Origin of the sequence: Pseudomonas sp. FP2300 (assembly GCF_030687595.1) — a bacterium.
GTDB lineage: Bacteria > Pseudomonadota > Gammaproteobacteria > Pseudomonadales > Pseudomonadaceae > Aquipseudomonas > Aquipseudomonas bijieensis.
In genome coordinates this window covers 6,495,258-6,516,114 of sequence record NZ_CP117440.1, presented here as the reverse complement: position 1 = coordinate 6,516,114, position 20,857 = coordinate 6,495,258, and the positions used below count along the sequence as shown (strand labels likewise).

Below are 20,857 nucleotides of genomic sequence, written 5' to 3'. Positions count from 1 at the left end.
GGAGAGGCGCCATGCGCACTGTCATTTTGCGTCGCGGGCTGGTCGCTCTGTTTGCTGCGGCTGTGTCCCTCGGCGTCATCACCCAAGCCCAAGCCGAAACCTTGCGGATCGGTTATCAGAAGTACGGCACCCTGGTGCTGCTCAAGGCCAAGGGCTCATTGGAAAAACGTCTCGCCGCCCAAGGCGTGGATGTGCAATGGACTGAATTCCCCGGCGGTCCGCAGCTGCTGGAAGGCTTGAACGTCGGTTCCATCGACTTCGGCGTGACCGGTGAAACCCCGCCGGTATTTGCCCAAGCCGCAGGCGCTGATCTGCTCTACGTCGCCTACGAACCGCCAGCGCCTACCAGCGAGGCGATCCTGGTGCCCAAGGGGTCGGCGATCCAGTCGGTGCAAGACCTCAAGGGCAAGAAAGTCGCGTTGAACAAAGGCTCCAACGTCCACTACCTGTTAGTGCGGGCGCTGGAGGATGCCGGCCTCAAGTATTCCGACATCCAGACCGTTTTCCTGCCGCCGGCCGACGCCCGCGCCGCATTCGAACGTGGCAGCGTGGACGCCTGGGTGATCTGGGATCCGTACCAGGCTGCCGCTGAACAACAGTTGCAGGCACGCACCCTGCGTGATGGCAAAGGCATCGTCGATAACCACCAGTTCTATCTCGCCACCAAACCCTATGCGCAAAAAAATCCCCAGGTCATCACGACGCTGGTGGAAGAAGTGCGCGCAGTGGGGGAGTGGTCCAAGGCCAACCCTGAAGACGTGACCAAGCAGGTATCGCCACTGCTCGGCCTACCGGCGGACATCACCCTGACGTCGGTGAAACGCCAAGGCTATGGGGCGTTGTTCCTCACGCCGGAAGTGGTGGCGGCGCAGCAGAAAATCGCCGACAGCTTCTACCAGCTCAAATTGATTCCCAAGCCCTTGAGCATCAAGGACGTGATCTGGACGCCGCCGGCGGCCGTTGCGAAAGCGCAGTAATTCGATTCCTTAGGAGACCACTCCATGAGCCTCAATATTTTCTGGTTCCTGCCTACCCACGGCGACGGCCATTACCTTGGCACCGCTGAAGGCGCCCGCGCCGTCGATCACGGCTACCTGCAGCAGGTCGCCCAGGCGGCGGATCGACTGGGTTTCGGCGGCGTGCTGATTCCCACCGGGCGTTCCTGCGAGGATTCCTGGCTGGTGGCCGCTTCGTTGATTCCGGTGACCCAGCGCCTGAAGTTCCTCGTTGCCCTGCGCCCCGGGATCATTTCCCCGACGGTGGCGGCGCGCCAGGCCGCGACCCTCGACCGGCTGTCCGGCGGACGTGCGCTGTTCAACCTGGTGACTGGCGGCGACCCGGATGAACTGGCTGGCGACGGCTTGTTCCTGGACCACGAGCAACGCTACCAGGCGTCAGTGGAATTCACCCGCATCTGGCGCCGGGTGCTGGAAGGCGAGACTGTGGATTATGACGGTGAGCACATCAGCGTGAAGGGCGCCAAGCTGCTCTATCCGCCGATCCAGCAACCGCGTCCGCCGTTGTATTTCGGCGGCTCGTCGGAAGCTGCCCAGGACCTGGCCGCCGAACAGGTGGAAATGGTGCTGACCTGGGGCGAGCCACCCGCAGCCGTCGCGCAAAAGATCGAACAAGTGCGGGCCAAGGCCGCGAAGCTCGGCCGTACCGTACGCTTCGGCATCCGTCTGCATGTGATCGTGCGGGAAACCAACGCCGAAGCCTGGCAAGCGGCCGACCGGCTGATCTCTCACCTGGACGACGACACCATCGCCCGCGCCCAGGCCTCCCTGGCGCGCTTCGATTCGGTGGGCCAGCAACGCATGGCCGCCTTGCATGGTGGCAGTCGCGACAAGCTGGAAGTCAGTCCCAACCTCTGGGCCGGTGTCGGCCTGGTGCGCGGCGGTGCCGGAACGGCGTTGGTGGGTGATGGTCCGACCGTGGCGGCGCGGGTCAAGGAATACGCCGACCTTGGCATCGATACCTTCATCTTCTCCGGTTATCCACACCTGGAAGAGTCCTATCGCGTGGCGGAACTGTTGTTCCCGCACCTGGACGTGGAGCGCCCGGAGTTGCCGAAGAGCCAGGGCTATGTGAGCCCGTTCGGTGAAATGGTCGCCAACGATATTCTTCCCAAAGCCGCGTCCCAGAGCTGAGGCGGCCATGAAGAAAATTATCCACAATCTCGCGCCCTGGGCGGTGCCGCTGCTATTGCTGGCGGTTTGGCAACTGTCGGTGTCGGCGGGTTGGTTATCCACGCGGATCCTGCCGGCACCCGTGGCGGTGATCGAAGCTGGGGTGAACCTGGTGCGCAGTGGCGAAATCTGGACGCACCTGGCCATCAGCGGCTGGCGGGCCGCGGTCGGTTTCCTGATTGGCGGCGGCATCGGCCTTACCCTGGGCTTTATCACCGGCTTGTCGAAATGGGGCGAACGCTTGCTGGACAGCTCCGTGCAAATGGTCCGGAACGTCCCGCACCTGGCGCTGATTCCGCTGGTGATCCTGTGGTTCGGCATCGATGAGTCGGCGAAGATTTTCCTGGTGGCGCTGGGCACGCTGTTTCCCATCTACCTCAACACCTATCACGGGATTCGCAACGTCGATCCGGCGCTGGTGGAAATGTCCCGCAGCTATGGCTTGTCCGGCTTCAGCCTGTTTCGCCAAGTGATCCTGCCGGGCGCCTTGCCTTCGATCCTGGTGGGCGTGCGGTTTGCCCTGGGCTTCATGTGGCTGACGTTGATCGTGGCGGAAACCATCTCGGCCAGTTCCGGTATTGGTTATCTGGCGATGAATGCCCGGGAGTTCCTGCAGACCGATGTGGTAGTGCTGGCGATTCTCCTGTACGCCGTGCTGGGCAAATTGGCCGATCTTGCGGCCCGCGGGCTTGAGCGAGTCTGGCTGCGCTGGCATCCGGCGTATCAAGTGAACAAGGGAGGTGCCGCATGACCGCCCAACAACCTCCGCGCCTGCTGCGAGGCATTCCGCTGGCGGTGCGCAAGCTGCAAAAAACCTTCGGCTCGCGCCAAGTGCTGCGTGACATCGACCTGCATATCCCGGCCGGGCAGTTCGTGGCCGTGGTTGGTCGCAGTGGCTGTGGCAAAAGTACTTTGCTGCGCTTGCTGGCCGGCCTCGATCAACCCACCGACGGCCAATTGCTGGCGGGTTCGGCACCGTTGAGTGCCGCGCAACAGGACACGCGGTTGATGTTCCAGGAAGCGCGATTGCTGCCCTGGAAAAAAATCATCGATAACGTCGGCCTCGGGCTAAAGGGCAACTGGCGTCCCCAAGCGTTGCAAGCACTGGAAGCGGTGGGTTTGGCCGACCGCGCCCATGAGTGGCCGGCGGCGCTTTCCGGCGGACAGAAACAGCGGGTGGCCCTGGCCCGTGCGCTGATTCATCAGCCACGCCTGTTGCTGCTCGACGAACCCTTGGGGGCGCTGGACGCCCTGACCCGTATCGAAATGCAGCAACTGATCGAAAACCTCTGGCAGCAGCATGGCTTCACCGTGTTGCTGGTGACCCACGACGTCAGCGAGGCGGTGGCGATTGCCGACCGGGTGATCCTGATCGAGGACGGCCAGATCGGCCTCGACCTGGCTATCGACCTGCCACGCCCACGGGTTCGCGGCTCTCATCGCCTGGCGAGCCTGGAAACCGAAGTCCTCAACCGAGTGCTGTCCTTGCCCGGCCAACCGCCGGAACCCGAACCCGTTTCACCCTTGCCCACGCAACTGCGTTGGGCGCAATAACTTCATCCAGACAGGAATCGACACCATGACTATCAAAGCCATCAACGTACGCAACCAGTTCAAAGGCACCATCAAGGAAATCGTCGAAGGCGACGTGCTGTCGGAAATCGATGTGCAGACCGCTTCGGGCATCGTCACTTCGGTCATCACCACACGCTCGGTCAAAGAGCTGGAGCTGGCGATCGGCAGCGAAGTGATCGCCTTCGTAAAATCCACCGAGGTGTCTATCGCCAAGTTGTGAGCGATGCTCCACCCACAGCCCCGGACGGCGTGAGCCCTTCGGGGCTTTTTCGTTCCCGCGCTCTGGGTGGGAACGATCAATCAGGGCGCTTGGGCAAATACGGTGGCAGATACAGCCCCAGGTACGCATCGAACACCCGCATGCCTTCTTCGGCCATGCGCGGGGTGATCTGGCCGTGTTGTTGTACCGAGCGTGCATAGACACGGTCGCCCAGCTCCATGGCCAGGGCGAACACGTCGACGTCGCCGGGCAGGCTTGGCAGCTCGAAATGGTGGTCGAAAACCTTATGCATCAGGGCGCCCAGTTCGAGGTCATGCTGACGGTCGGCCTGGGTGACTTCGGTCAGGCCATGCTGGGTCAGGATCAATTGGCGGGCGGCGGCGTCCTGGCTGTAGATGGTCAGCACGCGCTGCTCCACCAGCCGTGACAGGTCGTGCCAATGGTTCAGCGCGGCATGGTCGATCGGTGCTTGCAGGCAGGCGCGAAAGGCGGCGTGGACGTCGGCGGTCAGGGCTTCGAGCAGGGCCGGGACGCTGGCGAAGAAGTGGTACACGGAAGAGGGCGGGATCCCGGCGCGCTCGGCGACGCTGTAGATCGACAGGCTGGCCACGCCTTCGGCGGCAAGCAGCGCACGGGCGGCATCCAGAATGGTGTCGATCCGGGCCTGGCTGCGTGCGCGGGGTTTGCGGGGTGTGGCGATGCGTGTCATGAAGCTCTCCTGCGGGGCTGCCGGGCATTGTACGAGTCGATTTCTGTGTTGTCTGCCGAGCCCTCATCGCGGGCAAGCCTTGCTCCCATAGAGCAATACATTGTGAATCAGGTCAAATGATCACAAAGAACCCCTGTGGGAGCTGAGCTTGCTCGCGATCCGCCGAAGGCGGCCATTCACCCAAATACATAAAAAAACGCCGCAGGCCATAAGGCCTGCGGCGTTTCTTTTTACCGCAACCGCTTACACGGTATGCAGGTACCAGTTGTACTCAAGGTCGGAGATGGAGTGTTCGAACTCCTCCAGCTCACTCTCCTTGCAGGCCACGAAGATATCGATGTATTTCGGGTCGATGTACTTGGCCATGACTTCGCTGTCGTCCAGCTCGCGCAGGGCATCGCGCAAGTTGTTCGGCAGGCTTTGCTCGTTCTGCTCGTAGCTGTTGCCTTCCACCGGCGCACCGGGCTCGATCTTGTTGACCAGGCCGTGATGCACGCCCGCCAACACGGAGGCCATCAGCAGGTACGGGTTGGCGTCGGCGCCGGCAACGCGATGTTCCAGGCGCACGGCATCGGCCGAGCCGGTAGGAACGCGCAGGGCCACGGTGCGGTTGTCCAGGCCCCAGGTCGGCGAGTTCGGCACGTAGAACTGTGCGCCGAAACGACGGTAGGAGTTGACATTCGGGCAGAGGAAAGCCATCTGCGCGGGCAGGGTCTCGAGCACACCGCCGATCGCGTGACGCAGTGCGGCGTTCTGCTCGGGATCCTCGCTGGCAAAAATATTCTTGCCCTCTTTATCCAGGATCGAAATGTGGACGTGCAGACCATTGCCCGCCTGGCCCGGATACGGCTTGGCCATGAAGGTGGTGTCCATTTCATGGTCGTAGGCGATGTTCTTGATCAGGCGCTTGAGCAGGACCGCGTAGTCGCAGGCCTTGATCGGGTCGGCCACGTGGTGCAGGTTCACTTCGAACTGCGCCGGGGCACTTTCCTTGACGATGGCGTCGGCGGGAATGCCTTGCTCCTTGGCCCCTTCCAGAATGTCCTGGAGGCAATCGACGTATTCGTCGAGGTCATCGATCAGGTAGACCTGTGTCGAGTGCGGGCGTTTGCCGGAGATCGGCGAGCGGGGCGGTTGTGGGCGTCCATTCACGTTCTCCTGGTCGATCAGGTAGAACTCCAGCTCGAATGCGGCGCAGATGGTCAGGCCCAGTTCATCGAACTTGGTCACGACCTGGCGCAGGACTTCACGCGGGTCGGCGAAGAAAGGCTCGCCTTCGAGTTCGTGCATGGTCATCAACAGTTGCGCGGTGGGGCGCTTCTGCCAAGGCTCGTTGCACAGGGTGTCAGGGATTGGATAGCAGATTCGGTCAGCATCGCCGATGTCCAGGCCCAGGCCGGTGCTTTCCACCGTAGAGCCATTGATATCCAGGGCAAATAAGGAGGCCGGCAGGTTGATGCCTTTCTCGTAAACCTTGTGGAGGCTGGTGCGTTCTATGCGCTTGCCGCGCACCACACCATTCATATCCGCAATCAGAAGGTCAACGTACAGAACCTCAGGATGTTCCTTAAGGAACGCGTTCGCTTCGTTAAGCTGAACGGCACGCGGGGGTACCGACATGATGCAACACCTTTGTTGTTAAAAATATCAATCATTGATCTCTTCGAAACCCAGTCAACCCGAACGGCATGCCGAAGTCAAGCAGGGCCTTTTTTGCCCTAAAAAAGCACCTGTGGGGCTTTTTTGAGGCAATTTAGGGCGTTTTTTCCCCTTTGTCGGGCTTGGCGCCCGCAGGCTTGAGCGGGCCGTGTTGTATTTTTTACGGGGGTGTTGTGTAAAAAAATGAACAAGGCTAAGCTCGATTCAAACCCATAACAGCAATAATACCGGGGTGCTTCATGTCTCGCCTGCCGTTAATCGGCGTCACCACCTGCTCCAGGCAGATTGGTCTGCATGCGTATCACATCAGTGGCGATAAATATTCCCGGGCTGTCGCGACAGCCGCCAAGGGCTTGCCAGCGCTGATTCCGTCCCTGGCGGATCTGTTCACGCCGTCCGATATTCTGGACGCCCTGGACGGCATTCTTTTTACCGGCTCTCCTTCTAATGTAGAACCTTTTCATTATCAGGGCCCCGCCAGCGCGCCGGGCACTGCTCATGATCCTGCACGGGATGCCACCACCTTGCCGCTGATCCGCGCCGCTGTCGCTGCCGGCATTCCGGTGCTGGGCATCTGCCGTGGGTTCCAGGAGATGAACGTAGCCTTTGGCGGCAGCCTGCATCAGAAAGTTCATGAAGTCGGAACCTTCATCGATCATCGTGAAGACGACACTCAAGCGGTGGATGTCCAATACGGTCCTGCCCACGCCGTGCATATCCAGCCCGGCGGTGTACTGGCAGGCCTGGGTCTGCCCCAACTGATAGAGGTCAACTCGATCCACAGCCAGGGCATCGAGCGGCTGGCGCCCGGGTTACGGGCCGAAGCGGTGGCGCCCGATGGCCTGATCGAGGCTGTTTCGGTGCCAGGAGGCAAGGCTTTTGCTTTAGGTGTGCAATGGCACCCTGAATGGGAGGTAAGCTCTAACCCGCACTACCTTGCGATTTTCCAGGCATTTGGCGATGCCTGCCGAGCAAGGGCAACACAACGCGACGCCGATGCGTCAAACAACGCCTGACGACTAATAGCAGTCAGGAAACTCACGCCTAGAGGCATTTATGAGTAACAACCTCGACCAGCTCACCGATTGGTTGAAAGACCATAAGATCACAGAAGTCGAATGCATGATTGGCGACCTGACCGGTATCACCCGGGGCAAGATCTCGCCGACCAACAAGTTCATCGCCGAGAAAGGCATGCGCCTGCCCGAGAGCGTTCTGCTCCAGACCGTTACGGGCGACTATGTCGAAGACGACATCTATTACGAACTGCTCGACCCAGCCGACATCGACATGATCTGTCGCCCGGACGAGAACGCAGTGTTCCTTGTGCCCTGGGCCATCGAGCCCACCGCCCAGGTCATTCACGACGCCTACGACAAGCAGGGCAATCCCATCGAGCTGTCGCCGCGCAACGTGCTCAAGAAGGTGCTCAAGCTCTACGCCGACAAGGGTTGGCAGCCGATCGTCGCGCCGGAAATGGAGTTCTACCTGACCAAGCGCAGCGACGACCCGGACTTTCCGCTGCAACCGCCCATTGGCCGTTCCGGCCGCCCGGAAACCGGTCGTCAGTCTTTCTCGATCGAAGCGGCCAACGAATTCGACCCGCTGTTCGAAGACGTCTATGACTGGTGCGAATTGCAGGAGCTGGACCTCGATACCTTGATCCACGAGGACGGTACGGCGCAGATGGAAATCAACTTCCGTCATGGCGATGCCCTGTCCCTGGCCGACCAGATCCTGGTGTTCAAGCGCACCATGCGCGAGGCGGCGCTCAAGCATGACGTGGCGGCCACCTTCATGGCCAAGCCCATGACCGGCGAGCCGGGCAGCGCGATGCACTTGCACCAGAGCATCATCGACAAGGAAACCGGCAAGAACGTCTTCTCCAATGACGACGGGACCATGAGCGATCTGTTCCTGCACCACATCGGTGGCCTGCAGAAGTTCATTCCCGAGCTGTTGCCGCTGTTCGCCCCCAACGTCAACTCGTTCCGCCGCTTCCTGCCCGACACCTCGGCACCGGTGAACGTGGAGTGGGGCGAAGAGAACCGCACCGTGGGCCTGCGCGTGCCGGATGCCGGGCCGCAGAACCGTCGGGTGGAAAACCGCTTGCCGGGCGCCGATGCCAACCCGTACCTGGCGATTGCCGCCAGCCTGCTGTGTGGCTTCATCGGCATGGTCGAAGGCATCAACCCGAGCGCGCCGGTGGTGGGCCGAGGCTACGAACGCCGCAACCTGCGTTTGCCGCTGACCATCGAAGACGCTCTGGAACGCATGGAAAACAGCACCACCATCGAGAAATACCTGGGCAAGAAATTCATCACAGGCTACGTCGCGGTCAAGCGGGCCGAGCATGAAAACTTCAAGCGCGTGATCAGTTCGTGGGAGCGGGAATTCCTGCTCTTTGCCGTCTGAAGCGCCGGGCGGAGCTGCCTGAGGCAGCTTCGCCCCCACCGATAACAGGAGAATTGGCATGACCCGCAATAACCCGCAAACCCGTGAATGGCAGGCCCTGAGCAACGATCACCACCTGGCGCCGTTCAGCGACTTCAAGCAGCTCAAAGAGAAAGGCCCGCGCATCATCACTCACGCCAAAGGCGTGTATCTCTGGGACAGTGAAGGCAACAAGATCCTCGACGGCATGGCCGGGCTCTGGTGCGTGGCCGTCGGTTACGGTCGCGAAGAACTGGCCGATGCCGCCAGCCAGCAGATGCGCGAGCTGCCGTACTACAACCTGTTCTTCCAGACCGCTCACCCGCCGGTGCTGGAATTGTCCAAAGCCATCGCCGACATCGCCCCTGAAGGCATGAATCACGTGTTCTTCACCGGCTCCGGCTCCGAAGGCAACGACACCATGCTACGGATGGTCCGCCACTATTGGGCAATCAAGGGCCAGCCGAACAAAAAAGTCATCATCAGCCGCAAGAACGGTTATCACGGCTCGACCGTGGCCGGCGCGAGCCTGGGCGGCATGACCTATATGCACGAACAGGGCGACCTGCCGATCCCGGGCATTGTCCACATCGCCCAACCCTACTGGTTCGGTGAAGGCGGCGACATGAGCCCCGAAGAGTTCGGCGTCTGGGCGGCCAACCAGTTGGAAGAAAAGATCCTGGAGATCGGCGTGGACAACGTCGGTGCCTTCATCGCCGAGCCGATCCAGGGTGCCGGCGGCGTGATCGTGCCGCCCGACAGCTACTGGCCGCGCATGAAGGAAATCCTCGCCAAGTACGACATCCTGTTCGTGGCCGACGAAGTGATCTGCGGGTTCGGCCGTACCGGTGAGTGGTTCGGTACCGATCACTACGGGTTGAAACCGCACATGATGACCATCGCCAAGGGCCTGACCTCCGGCTATATCCCCATGGGCGGTCTGATCGTGCGCGACGACGTGGTCGCGGTGCTCAACGAAGGCGGTGACTTCAACCACGGGTTTACCTATTCCGGTCACCCGGTGGCCGCTGCGGTGGCCTTGGAAAATATCCGCATCCTGCGCGACGAAAAGATCATCGAGCGTGTCCATGCTGAAACGGCACCCTATTTGCAGAAGCGTTTGCGGGAGCTGAACGATCATCCGCTGGTGGGTGAAGTGCGCGGGGTCGGTTTGCTGGGTGCGATCGAACTGGTCCAGGACAAGGCCACGCGCAAGCGCTACGAAGGCAAGGGCGTGGGCATGATCTGCCGGCAGTTCTGTTTCGATAACGGGCTGATCATGCGCGCGGTGGGTGACACCATGATCATTGCGCCGCCACTGGTAATCAGCAAGGCCGAGATCGATGAGTTGGTGACCAAGGCGCGGCAATGCCTGGACCTGACGCTCAGTGCGTTGCAAGGCTAAGTGCTAGGCTCTGAGCGAGGTGCCTGCAAGGGCCTCGCCCGGCGTGAACAAAAGGCCGGGCTTGTGTTGAAAGCCTGCCCTGTAACTTGCCAGACTACCGCCTGTTCAAGTTGCCAGAGAGTCGGCTACTGAACTGTGGCTAAGAAGAATAACTGGAGCACTTTTTCATGAAGGCATTAGGCATGAAGACATTAGGTATGAAGATAGCTGGCAAGACCCTCCTCGCCATGTCCCTGATGGGCGTGATGGCGGGTGCCGTTCAGGCGGACGATAAAGTGCTGCACGTCTACAACTGGTCCGACTACATCGCGCCGGACACTGTTGCCAAGTTCGAGAAAGAAACGGGGATCAAAGTCGTCTACGACGTGTTCGATAGCAACGAAACCCTGGAAGCCAAGTTGCTGGCCGGCAAGTCCGGTTATGACATCGTGGTGCCGTCGAACAACTTCCTGGCCAAGCAGATCAAGGCCGGTGTCTACCGGGAGCTGGACAAGTCCAAGCTGCCGAACTGGAAGAACCTGGACACCGACCTGCTCAAGGCTGTCGGCGATGCCAGCGACCAGGGCAACAAACATGCCTTCCCTTACATGTGGGGCACCATCGGCATCGGTTACAACCCCGAGAAGGTCAAGGCCGCATTGGGCGTGGACAAGATCGATTCCTGGGACACCCTGCTCAAGCCGGAGAACATCGCCAAGCTCAAGAGCTGCGGCGTGAGCTTCCTCGATTCGCCAACCGAAATGATTCCGGTGGCCCTGCATTACCTTGGCTACCCGACCGACACCCAGGACAAGAAGCAACTGGCCGAGGCCGAAGCGCTGTTCCTCAAGTTGCGTCCATCGATCGGTTACTTCCACTCGTCCAAATACATTTCCGACCTGGCCAACGGCAACATCTGCGTAGCCGTGGGCTACTCGGGTGATATCGAGCAATCCAAGAGCCGTGCTGCCGAGGCTGGCGGCAAAGTGAAAGTGGCCTACACCATTCCCAAGGAAGGTGCCGGTTCGTTCTACGACATGGTCGCCATTCCCAAGGATGCCGAGAATGTCGAAGCCGCCTATAAATGGATGAACTTCATCATGCAGCCGGAAATCATGGCGGAGATCACCGACAACGTGCGCTTCCCTAACGGCAACAAGGCTGCCACCGCTTTGGTGGACAAGGAAATCTCCGGTGACCCGAGCATTTATCCATCGGATGAAGTGAAGGCCAAGCTGTATGCCATCAGCGATCTGCCGTCCGCGACCCAGCGGATCCTGACCCGCAGCTGGACCAAGATCAAATCCGGTAAGTAAGCCGGCCGGAAGCATCTTCCTGTTGTCGCTGTCATCGCGGCGGCGGCAACAGGAGCAATTAAATAACTAAAAGTTTTGCTGGATCGGTTTATCGAGGGTAAGTTGCGCGCCGGTTTTGTTGCAGGGCCTCTCTTGGCCAAGTGACGGGGGCAACTTGGGCCCAACTATTTAAGAGGACCTCCACGTGCCAGTCTTTTCTTTGTTACGCAACGCCTTGCTGGCCGGTGCCGGCCTGACGCTCGCCGTCAGCGTCCAGGCTGCCTCCACCGTGCATATTTATAATTGGTCGGACTACATCGGCGAGACCACCCTGGCGGATTTCGAAAAAGCCACTGGCATCAAGCCGGTGTATGACGTGTTCGACTCCAACGAAACCCTGGAAGGCAAGTTGTTGGCCGGGCGTACCGGGTACGACGTGGTCGTGCCGTCCAACCACTTCCTGGGCAAGCAGATCAAGGCCGGGGCGTTCCAGAAGCTCGACAAGGCGCAGTTGCCCAACTACGCCAACCTCGACCCTGCGCTGCTCAAGCGCCTGGAAAAGAACGACCCGGGCAACCAGTACGCCGTGCCTTACCTGTGGGGCACCAACGGCATTGGCTACAACGTCGAGAAAATCAAGGCAGTCCTGGGCGTCGAGAAGATCGACTCGTGGGCCATGCTGTTCGAGCCGGAAAACATCAAGAAGCTGTCCAGCTGCGGCGTTTCGTTCCTCGATTCGGGCGACGAGATGATCCCGGCGATGCTCAATTACCTGGGCCTGAATCCCAACAGCGAAGACCCTGAAGACTACAAGAAGGCCGAGGCCCAGCTCCTCAAGATCCGGCCTTACGTGACTTACTTCAATTCCTCCAAGTACATCTCCGATCTGGCCAACGGCGAGATCTGCGTGGCCGCCGGCTTCTCCGGCGACATCTTCCAGGCCCGCGCCCGCGCCAGCGAGGCCGGCAAAGGCGTCGAAATCGCCTACGTGATCCCCAAGGAAGGCGGCAACCTCTGGTTCGACATGCTGGCGATCCCGCGTGATGCCACCAACGTCAAGCAGGCCCATGCCTTCATCAATTATGTGCTCAAGCCTGAGGTGATCGCCCAGGTCAGCGACACCGTCGGTTATGCCAATCCAAACCCGAAGGCTGGCGAGCTGATGGACCAGAAAGTACGCACCGATGAAGCGGTTTATCCACCGCAAGCGGTCGTCGACAAGCTCTACGTCAACTCCGAGTTGCCGCCCAAGATCCAACGACTCATGACCCGCAGCTGGACCAAGGTCAAGTCGGGTAAATAACGTCAACACTCTTAGGTTCGTCCGCGTGGGGCGAACTGCAAATTCTGTGGGAGTTTCGTAAATGGCAGTTGCCTCCGGCGCCTATAAGAAAGCCCTCGAGGGCGACCAGACACCCAAGCAGGTGCTGGTCAAAATCGACCGGGTCACGAAGAAGTTCGACGAGACGATTGCCGTGGACGATGTGTCCCTGGAAATCAAGAAAGGCGAGATCTTCGCCTTGCTCGGCGGTTCGGGATCGGGCAAATCCACCTTGCTGCGCATGCTGGCCGGTTTCGAGCGGCCCACCGAGGGAAGGATTTTCCTCGACGGCGTGGATATCACCGACATGCCGCCCTATGAGCGGCCGATCAACATGATGTTCCAGTCCTATGCCTTGTTCCCCCACATGACCGTGGCGCAGAACATCGCCTTCGGCCTGCAACAGGACAAGATCCCGAAGGCCGAGATCGATGCCCGCGTGGCCGAAATGCTCAAGCTGGTGCAGATGAGCCAGTACGCCAAGCGCAAGCCGCACCAGCTTTCCGGTGGTCAGCGCCAGCGCGTGGCCCTGGCCCGTTCCTTGGCGAAGCGGCCAAAGCTGTTGCTGCTCGACGAACCGATGGGTGCCCTGGACAAGAAGCTGCGCTCGCAAATGCAGCTTGAACTGGTGGAGATCATCGAGCGGGTCGGCGTGACCTGCGTCATGGTGACCCACGACCAGGAAGAGGCCATGACCATGGCCGAACGCATCGCGATCATGCACCTGGGCTGGATCGCCCAGATCGGCAGCCCGATCGACATCTACGAAACCCCGACCAGCCGGCTGGTCTGCGAGTTCATCGGCAACGTCAACATCTTTGAGACCGAAGTGGTGGACGACGCCGAAGGCCACGCGGTGCTGACTTGCAAGGACCTGGACCGCAACATCTACGTTGGCCACGGCATCAGCACCTCGGTGCAGGACAAGTCCGTGACCTACGCCATTCGCCCGGAAAAACTGCTGGTCACCGCCGAGCAGCCGACTTGCGAAAACAACTGGTCCAGCGGCAAGGTCCATGACATCGCCTACCTGGGCGGTCACTCGGTGTTCTACGTCGAATTGCCGAGCGGCAAGCTGGTGCAGTCCTTCGTCGCCAACGCCGAACGCCGTGGCCAGCGGCCGACCTGGGGCGACCAGGTGTTCGTCTGGTGGGAAGACGACAGCGGCGTGGTGCTTCGCTCATGAACATGCGCAAATTCAAACGCCGACTCGACCGAATAACGCCCGGTGGCCGCCAACTGGTCATCGGGGTGCCCTTCCTCTGGCTGTTCCTGTTCTTCATGCTGCCGTTCTTCATCGTCCTGAAGATCAGCTTCGCTGAAGCCGATGTGGCCATTCCGCCGTACACCGAGATCTACAGCTACGTCGACCAGAAACTGCAGGTGCTGCTCAACCTCGCCAACTACGCGATGCTGAGCGAGGACGAGTTGTACATCGCCGCCTACCTCGGCTCGCTGAAAATGGCCCTGATCAGCACCGTCTTGTGCCTGCTGATCGGCTACCCGATGGCCTATGGCATCGCCAACGCCCGTAAAGAGATGCAAACGGTGCTGGTGCTGCTGATCATGATGCCGACCTGGACCGCGATCCTGATCCGCGTCTATGCGTGGATGGGCATCCTCAGCAACAACGGCTTGCTCAACGGCTTCTTGCTGAGCATGGGCTGGATCAGCGAACCGCTGCAAATCCTCAACACCAACCTGGCGGTCTATATCGGCGTCGTCTACTCCTATCTGCCGTTCATGATCCTGCCGTTGTACGCCAACCTGGTGAAGCATGACCCCAGCCTGCTGGAAGCCGCGTCGGACCTGGGTTCGAGTACCTTCAACAGTTTCTGGAAAATCACCGTGCCGCTGTCCAAGAACGGCATCGTCGCCGGTTGCATGCTGGTGTTCATCCCCGTGGTGGGCGAGTTCGTGATCCCGGAACTGCTGGGCGGCCCGGAAACCCTGATGATCGGCAAAGTGCTGTGGCAGGAATTCTTCAATAACCGCGACTGGCCGGTGGCATCCGCCCTGGCAGTGGTGATGCTGGCGATCCTGATCGTGCCCATCATCCTGTTCAACCGCAGTCAGGCCAAAGAAATGGAGGGCAAGGAATGAAGCGCTTCAGTTTTTCAAGCCTGATGCTGGTGCTGGGTTTGCTGTTCATCTACGCACCGATGCTGATCCTGGTGATCTTCTCGTTCAACGCCTCGAAACTGGTGACGGTATGGGGCGGTTGGTCGATCAAGTGGTACGTCGGCCTGTTGGACAACACTCAGTTGATGGGCTCGGTGGTGCGTTCGCTGGAAATCGCCTGCTACACGGCGATTGCCGCAGTGGCCCTGGGTACGCTGGCGGCTTTCGTGCTGACCCGCATCACCCACTTCAAGGGCCGCACGCTGTTCGGTGGCCTGGTCACTGCGCCGTTGGTGATGCCGGAAGTGATCACCGGCCTGTCGCTGTTGCTGCTGTTCGTGGCCATGGCACAGATGATCGGCTGGCCCCAGGAACGTGGCATCGTCACGATCTGGATCGCTCACACCACGTTCTGCGCGGCCTATGTGGCGGTGGTGGTCTCGGCGCGCTTGCGTGAGCTGGACCTGTCCATCGAAGAGGCGGCCATGGACCTCGGTGCGCGGCCATGGAAGGTGTTCTTTTTGATCACCATCCCGATGATCGCGCCGTCACTGGCGGCGGGGGGCATGATGTCCTTCGCGTTGTCCCTGGACGACCTGGTGCTGGCGAGCTTCGTTTCCGGCCCTGGTTCGACGACCTTGCCGATGGAAGTATTCTCGGCGGTACGCCTGGGGGTAAAACCGGAAATCAACGCCGTGGCGAGCCTGATCCTGCTGGCCGTGTCGCTGGTGACCTTCCTGGTCTGGTACTTCAGCCGTCGCGCCGAAGAAAATCGCAAGCGCGCGATCCAGCAAGCCATCGAAGAAAGCGCCGCCGACTCCTGGAAACAACCGGAAGTCCGCCGGGCCGAGACCGCACCGGTCTGACCCGAGACTGGCGCCTAATGTGGGAGCGGGCTTGCTCGCGAAGACGGAGGTACATCCAACATTCATGTTGGCTGATGCATCGCTTTCGCGAGCAGGCTCGCTCCCACAGTTTTTTGTTCGCCTACAAATCCGCGGTCGAACGCAGATCCCATTGTGGGAGCGAGCCTGCTCGCGATAGCGGTGGGGCGTGCTGGCTACGAATGCCAAGGCGAAGTACGGATCACCTCCACGAAGTTCATCGGTTTGAACCCCGGCTCCTGATCCACCAGCACATCGGTCTTCACATTGCCAAAGGTGGTCTGCGGACGATGCCGCAAACCGTTGGCGAAGGCGCAGATGATGCACTCCTTGAACCCTTCCCCACGCGGATGAGCGTGCACCACGGCGTCGCGCTGTGCGGCGGGAAACGCGGCGTAGTCCATGCCCAGCACGTCCATTTCCACGCCAGCGGTCACCAGGGCCACCGTGGGGCGCAGATGTTTGGGTACGCCCGGCGTAGTGTGCAAGGCAATCGACAGCCACACCTGCTCAATGTCGTCATCGCTCAACCCGTAGGGCTTGAGGAACGCCGCGGCCGCGTTCGCACCATCCACTTCGAAGCGCTCATCATCGCTGCGATAACCCTCCACCAGGCCCAGGTCGTGGAACATCGCACCGACATACAGCAACTCCGGGTCATAGGCCAACTGCCGACGCTGGCCACTCAAGGCGCCGAACAGAAATACCCGGCGGGAGTGGTGGTACAGCAAGTCGGATTCGATATCGCGGATGTATTCGGTGGTGGCGCGGGCGAGGGTGCTGTCGGGGATCTTGATGCCGGCGATGCTGTTCATGCTGTTCTCCTCTTGACGATGGGCCAGTGCGGCGCCGAGGGTTCCAGTCTGTTCGCCGCAAGGTAGCCGGACAATGTTCCCATGGCTGCGATCCTTGCCAATAAACCTGGGTTTCGTGCCAGATGGCTTCCGGGACGCGAATTGGCTAGGGTGCTGGAGTCGTTCCACTCGAAGGCAAGCGAGCACCATGCAGAAAGTCGTCGCCGTCGTGGTATTCCCTGGCGTCCAGTCGCTGGACGTTACCGGGCCCATGGACGTGTTCAGCGAAGCCAATCGGTTCCTGGTCGCCGAGGACCACTATCGGCTTGAAGTGATCGGCGCCGAGCGAGGCGCAATGTCCTGCTCCAACGGCTTGTCCCTGAATGCCCATCGGCATTTCAGCGAGGCTCGGCAGGCCTACGACTTGCTGTTGGTCGCGGGCGGGCCGCAGCTGCCGTTCATGCACCTTGGGGCAGGATTCGATGCCTGGCTGCGGGAGGCCTGTGGACGGGCCCGGCGCTTTGGGTCGATCTGCAATGGCGCTTTCATGCTGGCCCGGGCTGGATTGCTGGAGGGGCGGACCGTCACCACCCATTGGGGTGACGCCGCGGCGCTGGCGCAGCTGTGTCCCTCGACCCGGGTCGAAGCGGATCGTTTGTATGTGCAGGATCGCCAGCTCTACACCTCCGCCGGGGTCAGCGCAGGCATCGACCTGTCGTTGTTCCTGCTGGCCCAGGACCATGGGCCGGACGTGGCGCTGAGTGTCGCCAAGCGGCTGGTGGTGTTTACCCAGCGCGCGGGCGGGCAGTCGCAATTCAGTCCTTTTCTCGCACCCCACGCTGAGCCGACGTCCACCGTGGCCCAGGTCCAGGCCTATGTACTGGCGCACCTGAACGGTGACCTGACCATCGCCGACCTGGCCAATGCCGTGAACATGAGCCCGCGCAGCTTCTCTCGGGTGTTCACCCGGGAAGCGAAGGTCACGCCAGCGGAGTTCGTCGAGCAGGCCCGGGTGGACGCGGCGCGGGTAATGCTGGAAAGCACCCGCGCCCCGCTCAAGACCGTGGCCTGGCAATGCGGCTTTCGTGATGCCCAGCACATGCGCAGCGTATTCAATCGCAGGCTGGGCGTGACGCCGCAGCGATTCAGGCTGAATTTCGGCGCGCTGGCGTAGGTGTCAGCCCCTCACTTCTTCAACGCGTCATGGGCTTCCAGGGCTCGCAGGGAGTAGATGTACGCCGCGCCGGCATTCAATGACACGGCGGTGGCCAGGGTGGCGGCGATTTCTTCGCGGGTGGCGCCGGCCTTGATGGCGGCGTCGGTGTGTACGCCGATGCAACCGTCACAGCGCGTAGTGATGGCCACGGCGATGGAGATCAGTTCACGGGTCTTGGCATCGAGCACGTTGTTTTCAGCCGCGGCTTCGTCCAGGGCCATGTAAGCCTTGACCATCTTCGGATTGCTCTTGCCCAGGGCGCCAAAGGCGCTCTTGATGGTGGGCAGCAGTTCGGACCAGTTATTGAACATAGCGTTGACTCCTATGGAAGAGACGGGATTTAGCCCCTGTAGTCTTGACCATCCATGACGATCAAGCCCGGGTGGTGATGAAAAAGACCTGCGCGCCCGATTCAGGGCGCCCGGGCCGGCAGCAGTTTCAAGGTGCCATGGGTATTGGCCGTCACTTCTTCCTCGGCCAGGTGCGCCTGGTGATACAGCCCCTCGATGTAGGCCTCGGCCTGGTCCTCGTAATGCCTGTCGAACGGCACGCCGCTCTGGCCGACAGGGTTGATGGTGACGCTGTGGCTCGGGTCGGCGAAGTCGATGATGCGCCGGGTCGAAGGCCCGTAGGTCACTGGCCACGGTGCCGGGCCGATCTTGGCGGAGAGGTTGTTGGGCACTTCGTGGGTGCCCGGCGCGGCGAACGGGCCGACGTTGAAGATCTGGTCCAGGGGTTTCTGCAGGCCCAGCGGGTGGCCATGGGTCAAGGTGTGGGCCTTGCCCCATTGCCATTGCGTGGCGTCTTCGCCGAGGGTGGCCTTCAGGTGAACGAGGCTCTTGTCCCAGGCCTTTTTCACGGTGTCGGCGCGGGTCTCCGTGCCAAGGGTCGTGCGATCATCCCACCATGGAGAGTCCCCGGAGGCCGCCAGGCGTGGCAGGGCCGCGTCGATCACCCGGGTCGACAGTGCGGTGTCGAAGAAACCGTCGCCCAGCTCATCGTGCAGGGCCGCGTCGGCCAGGTTGAACAGGAACTGGTTGAACAGCGTTGCACTGGTGGAGTCCAGTGGGTAATCGCCCGGCCACTGTGCCAGTTGCTCTACCCATTTGCGCTCCTGAGGGTCGCTGACCACGTCACGCAACACCGGCAACAAAGGCGCAAGCAGGCGAGGGCCGTAGGCGGTGGTGGTGCCCAGTTGCAGTTTCTGGGTGGTTTCCAGGTCCCATTTCGCCTGCTTGTCGCCGAGCTGTTGGTTGAGTTGCTGGCCACGGTCGGCGAGGTTGTAGTAACCGGGGATCTCGATGCCGCTGGCTGGCACCGGCTGGAAATTGGCCGAGATGATGTAGCCCCGCGCCGGGTTCTCTTCCTGCGGGTTGCTGCTGAATGGATAGAAGCCTTCCTTTTCCGCCTCCGGGCTGCTGCCATCGAGGATGAAGCCGGGCTTCACGCCGGCCGGCCGCTTGGGCAGTTGCGCGGCGGCCCACCAACCGATGTCCCCCTTGGCGTTGGCCCACACCACGTTCAACCCCGGTGCGTGGATCTTGGCCGAAGCGCCACGGGCCTTGGCGAGGGTATCGGCGCGGTTGAGCTGGTAAAAGGCTTCGAGGATCGGGTTGCGGCTTTCCAGGAACCCCCACCACATGGCGACCGGGGTCTTGCCGGCGTTCGCACCGAGGGCATCGTTGACGATCGGGCCGTGGGGCGACTGGCGCAGCACCAGCGTCACCGGCGCCTGGCCCTTGACCGCGATCTGCTGTTCGCTGCGGATCATGTCGACCCATTGGCCGCGATACCAGACCTGCTCGGGATTGTCCGGGTTGATCTTCTCGGCGACCAGGTCCAGGTCGTCGTTCTGGAACATGGTGATGCTCCAGCCGAAATCCCGGTTCATGCCCAGCGTCGCAAAGGGCAGCAGTGCTTGGTAATGCCCGTAGAGCTCGAAGCCTGGGGCCGACAAATGCGCCTCGTACCACACCGAAGGCGTGGAAAAACGGATGTGCGGGTCGCCGGCCAGCAAAGGCTTGCCGCTGTGGGTGCGGCTGCCGGAGAGCGCCCAGGCATTGCTGCCTTCGAACTGCGGCAGGCCGTTGTCGGCCAGGGCCTGCTCACTCAGGCGGGCCAGGGCATTGAGGTCTTTCCAGTCGGCGGCGGCCAGCGGCAGGCCACCCTTGCGACCTTCGGCCAGCACGCCCTGAGGCTGCCAGTCGAGGTCGAAAATGTTCAGGTAGTTGGCACCCAGCACATCGCGCACGTAGGTCAGCAGGGGTTCGGTACGGAACGCGGCGGCGAAGCTGTAGGCCATGTAGCCGGTAATGCTCACGGTGTCTTCGGCGGTGAAGGGGCGCTTGGGAATGCCCAGCACATCGAATTCCACCGGCCGGGTGTGACTGTCCTGATAGGCGTTGATCCCGTCCAGGTAGGCGTGCATGGCGATCCAGGCCGGGGATTGTGGATCCTGTTCGGTCACATAGGTCGCGGCGCGCTCGCGGATGCGCAGGCTGCGCATCAACTTGTCGGTGTCGAGCAGTTTGGGGCCCAGCACCTCGGCCAGCTCGCCACGGGCGAGGCGACGCATGATCTCCATTTGAAACAGCCGGTCCTGGGCATGGACATAGCCGAGGGCGCGGTACAGGTCGGTTTCGTTTTCGGCGCGGATATGCGGCACCCCGCGTTCGTCGTAGCGCACCGTCACCGAGCCATGCAGCCCTTGCAACTGCACCGTGCCCTGGCGGGTGGGTTGCTTGCTGTAGAGGTAGCCGCCCGCGACGATGATCGCGGTGACGACCAGTGACAGGAAGGCGATGAGGGTGCGCTTCATGGTGATTCCTTATTCTGGTGACAGCGGTCCCATGGTCTCGCTGTTGATTCCCTGTTTAGCATACGGCTGCTTCCCGGCGTATCGCCCGTCGGAGGGATTTGCTCCAGACCGTCGTGCGGGTCGGAGTATAAGCGGCGCGGAGAATCGCAAGGCTATCGTTGATCGGCACAGCAATCACGTCTGCCGTCGTCGAAGCGCAAAGGGATGTGAGTCGGCGTGTGTCGCGAGGGCCGGCCGCA

General features: G+C 61.3%; 19 protein-coding genes. 14 read left to right on the top strand and 5 right to left on the bottom strand.

What is annotated here, in order from left to right; translation table 11 throughout:
* Positions 1 to 11 precede the first annotated feature (11 nt).
* The 5 genes from PSH86_RS29100 to PSH86_RS29080 are packed head-to-tail and all read left to right on the top strand — an operon-like array spanning position 12 to position 3,984.
* The gene (locus PSH86_RS29100) at positions 12 to 977 is read left to right on the top strand and encodes a sulfonate ABC transporter substrate-binding protein (protein ID WP_109752546.1); all 966 of its coding nucleotides are present in this window, start codon (positions 12 to 14) and stop codon (positions 975 to 977) included.
* Between the two features lie 24 nt (positions 978 to 1,001).
* Positions 1,002 to 2,150 (top strand): FMNH2-dependent alkanesulfonate monooxygenase, encoded by a 1,149-nt coding sequence (gene ssuD, locus PSH86_RS29095; protein WP_109752544.1) that lies wholly within the window; start codon positions 1,002 to 1,004, stop codon positions 2,148 to 2,150.
* A 7-nt stretch (positions 2,151 to 2,157) separates the two neighbouring features.
* Positions 2,158 to 2,940: an aliphatic sulfonate ABC transporter permease SsuC gene (gene ssuC, locus PSH86_RS29090; protein WP_109752542.1), complete on the top strand. Its 783-nt coding sequence runs from the start codon at positions 2,158 to 2,160 to the stop codon at positions 2,938 to 2,940.
* Complete coding sequence (ssuB, locus tag PSH86_RS29085; RefSeq protein ID WP_116833702.1) at positions 2,937 to 3,743, top strand: aliphatic sulfonates ABC transporter ATP-binding protein; 807 nt, start codon at positions 2,937 to 2,939, stop codon at positions 3,741 to 3,743. The genes ssuC and ssuB overlap by 4 nt, the downstream gene beginning before the upstream one ends.
* 25 nt (positions 3,744 to 3,768) lie before the next feature.
* Positions 3,769 to 3,984: a molybdopterin-binding protein gene (locus tag PSH86_RS29080; RefSeq protein WP_003177394.1), complete on the top strand. Its 216-nt coding sequence runs from the start codon at positions 3,769 to 3,771 to the stop codon at positions 3,982 to 3,984.
* Positions 3,985 to 4,060: 76 nt separating this feature from the next.
* Here the strand turns inward: PSH86_RS29080 and PSH86_RS29075 are convergent, their stop codons facing one another.
* Both PSH86_RS29075 and PSH86_RS29070 read right to left on the bottom strand, forming a co-directional pair.
* On the bottom strand, positions 4,061 to 4,693 hold the full coding sequence (locus PSH86_RS29075) for a TetR/AcrR family transcriptional regulator (protein ID WP_109752538.1): 633 nt from the start codon (positions 4,691 to 4,693) through the stop codon (positions 4,061 to 4,063).
* A gap of 243 nt (positions 4,694 to 4,936) precedes the next feature.
* Positions 4,937 to 6,313, bottom strand: a complete 1,377-nt coding sequence (locus PSH86_RS29070) for a glutamine synthetase family protein (RefSeq protein WP_109752536.1) — start codon at positions 6,311 to 6,313, stop codon at positions 4,937 to 4,939.
* A gap of 278 nt (positions 6,314 to 6,591) precedes the next feature.
* Here PSH86_RS29070 and PSH86_RS29065 point away from each other — a divergent pair, with 278 nt between their 5' ends.
* The 8 genes from PSH86_RS29065 to PSH86_RS29030 all read left to right on the top strand — a co-directional run bounded on the left by PSH86_RS29065 (position 6,592) and on the right by PSH86_RS29030 (position 15,772).
* On the top strand, positions 6,592 to 7,368 hold the full coding sequence (locus tag PSH86_RS29065) for a gamma-glutamyl-gamma-aminobutyrate hydrolase family protein (RefSeq protein WP_116833701.1): 777 nt from the start codon (positions 6,592 to 6,594) through the stop codon (positions 7,366 to 7,368).
* Between the two features lie 40 nt (positions 7,369 to 7,408).
* Positions 7,409 to 8,767, top strand: a complete 1,359-nt coding sequence (locus tag PSH86_RS29060) for a glutamine synthetase family protein (RefSeq protein WP_109752532.1) — start codon at positions 7,409 to 7,411, stop codon at positions 8,765 to 8,767.
* A 58-nt stretch (positions 8,768 to 8,825) separates the two neighbouring features.
* Entirely contained in the window at positions 8,826 to 10,190 is a 1,365-nt protein-coding gene (locus PSH86_RS29055) for an aspartate aminotransferase family protein (protein WP_014340744.1), read from the top strand.
* 197 nt (positions 10,191 to 10,387) lie between these two features.
* On the top strand, positions 10,388 to 11,485 hold the full coding sequence (locus PSH86_RS29050) for a polyamine ABC transporter substrate-binding protein (protein ID WP_109752530.1): 1,098 nt from the start codon (positions 10,388 to 10,390) through the stop codon (positions 11,483 to 11,485).
* Between the two features lie 184 nt (positions 11,486 to 11,669).
* Complete coding sequence (locus PSH86_RS29045; RefSeq protein WP_109752529.1) at positions 11,670 to 12,767, top strand: polyamine ABC transporter substrate-binding protein; 1,098 nt, start codon at positions 11,670 to 11,672, stop codon at positions 12,765 to 12,767.
* Positions 12,768 to 12,828: 61 nt separating this feature from the next.
* Entirely contained in the window at positions 12,829 to 13,971 is a 1,143-nt protein-coding gene (locus tag PSH86_RS29040; protein ID WP_109752527.1) for an ABC transporter ATP-binding protein, read from the top strand.
* Entirely contained in the window at positions 13,968 to 14,888 is a 921-nt protein-coding gene (locus PSH86_RS29035) for an ABC transporter permease subunit (protein WP_109752525.1), read from the top strand. The genes PSH86_RS29040 and PSH86_RS29035 overlap by 4 nt, the downstream gene beginning before the upstream one ends.
* On the top strand, positions 14,885 to 15,772 hold the full coding sequence (locus PSH86_RS29030; protein ID WP_109752523.1) for an ABC transporter permease subunit: 888 nt from the start codon (positions 14,885 to 14,887) through the stop codon (positions 15,770 to 15,772). The genes PSH86_RS29035 and PSH86_RS29030 overlap by 4 nt, the downstream gene beginning before the upstream one ends.
* Positions 15,773 to 15,966: 194 nt before the next feature.
* Here the strand turns inward: PSH86_RS29030 and PSH86_RS29025 are convergent, their stop codons facing one another.
* Entirely contained in the window at positions 15,967 to 16,605 is a 639-nt protein-coding gene (locus tag PSH86_RS29025; RefSeq protein ID WP_109752521.1) for an HD domain-containing protein, read from the bottom strand.
* A gap of 187 nt (positions 16,606 to 16,792) precedes the next feature.
* Between PSH86_RS29025 and PSH86_RS29020 the strand changes: the two genes are divergently transcribed.
* On the top strand, positions 16,793 to 17,758 hold the full coding sequence (locus tag PSH86_RS29020) for a GlxA family transcriptional regulator (RefSeq protein ID WP_109752520.1): 966 nt from the start codon (positions 16,793 to 16,795) through the stop codon (positions 17,756 to 17,758).
* Between the two features lie 11 nt (positions 17,759 to 17,769).
* On the opposite strand, the gene PSH86_RS29015 is transcribed toward PSH86_RS29020, so the two are convergent.
* Together PSH86_RS29015 and PSH86_RS29010 are read right to left on the bottom strand one after the other, a co-directional pair.
* Positions 17,770 to 18,111 carry a carboxymuconolactone decarboxylase family protein gene (locus tag PSH86_RS29015; protein ID WP_014340738.1) on the bottom strand — a complete coding sequence of 114 codons (342 nt, stop codon included), beginning with the start codon at positions 18,109 to 18,111 and terminating at the stop codon, positions 17,770 to 17,772.
* 101 nt (positions 18,112 to 18,212) lie between these two features.
* A complete protein-coding gene (locus PSH86_RS29010) occupies positions 18,213 to 20,618 on the bottom strand; it encodes a penicillin acylase family protein (protein WP_305486640.1) in 2,406 nt (801 codons plus the stop codon).
* Between the last annotated feature and the right edge of the window lie 239 nt (positions 20,619 to 20,857).

Excerpts from the sequence above, each read along its gene's own strand:
- PSH86_RS29100 (WP_109752546.1), top strand. The coding sequence starts at position 12 with ATGCGCACTGTCATTTTGCGTCGCGGGCTGGTCGCTCTGTTTGCTGCG.
- ssuD (WP_109752544.1), top strand. The coding sequence starts at position 1,002 with ATGAGCCTCAATATTTTCTGGTTCCTGCCTACCCACGGCGACGGCCAT.
- ssuC (WP_109752542.1), top strand. The coding sequence starts at position 2,158 with ATGAAGAAAATTATCCACAATCTCGCGCCCTGGGCGGTGCCGCTGCTA.
- ssuB (WP_116833702.1), top strand. The coding sequence starts at position 2,937 with ATGACCGCCCAACAACCTCCGCGCCTGCTGCGAGGCATTCCGCTGGCG.
- PSH86_RS29080 (WP_003177394.1), top strand. The coding sequence starts at position 3,769 with ATGACTATCAAAGCCATCAACGTACGCAACCAGTTCAAAGGCACCATC.
- PSH86_RS29075 (WP_109752538.1), bottom strand. The coding sequence starts at position 4,693 with ATGACACGCATCGCCACACCCCGCAAACCCCGCGCACGCAGCCAGGCC.
- PSH86_RS29070 (WP_109752536.1), bottom strand. The coding sequence starts at position 6,313 with ATGTCGGTACCCCCGCGTGCCGTTCAGCTTAACGAAGCGAACGCGTTC.
- PSH86_RS29065 (WP_116833701.1), top strand. The coding sequence starts at position 6,592 with ATGTCTCGCCTGCCGTTAATCGGCGTCACCACCTGCTCCAGGCAGATT.
- PSH86_RS29060 (WP_109752532.1), top strand. The coding sequence starts at position 7,409 with ATGAGTAACAACCTCGACCAGCTCACCGATTGGTTGAAAGACCATAAG.
- PSH86_RS29055 (WP_014340744.1), top strand. The coding sequence starts at position 8,826 with ATGACCCGCAATAACCCGCAAACCCGTGAATGGCAGGCCCTGAGCAAC.
- PSH86_RS29050 (WP_109752530.1), top strand. The coding sequence starts at position 10,388 with ATGAAGATAGCTGGCAAGACCCTCCTCGCCATGTCCCTGATGGGCGTG.
- PSH86_RS29040 (WP_109752527.1), top strand. The coding sequence starts at position 12,829 with ATGGCAGTTGCCTCCGGCGCCTATAAGAAAGCCCTCGAGGGCGACCAG.
- PSH86_RS29035 (WP_109752525.1), top strand. The coding sequence starts at position 13,968 with ATGAACATGCGCAAATTCAAACGCCGACTCGACCGAATAACGCCCGGT.
- PSH86_RS29030 (WP_109752523.1), top strand. The coding sequence starts at position 14,885 with ATGAAGCGCTTCAGTTTTTCAAGCCTGATGCTGGTGCTGGGTTTGCTG.
- PSH86_RS29025 (WP_109752521.1), bottom strand. The coding sequence starts at position 16,605 with ATGAACAGCATCGCCGGCATCAAGATCCCCGACAGCACCCTCGCCCGC.
- PSH86_RS29020 (WP_109752520.1), top strand. The coding sequence starts at position 16,793 with ATGCAGAAAGTCGTCGCCGTCGTGGTATTCCCTGGCGTCCAGTCGCTG.
- PSH86_RS29015 (WP_014340738.1), bottom strand. The coding sequence starts at position 18,111 with ATGTTCAATAACTGGTCCGAACTGCTGCCCACCATCAAGAGCGCCTTT.
- PSH86_RS29010 (WP_305486640.1), bottom strand. The coding sequence starts at position 20,618 with ATGAAGCGCACCCTCATCGCCTTCCTGTCACTGGTCGTCACCGCGATC.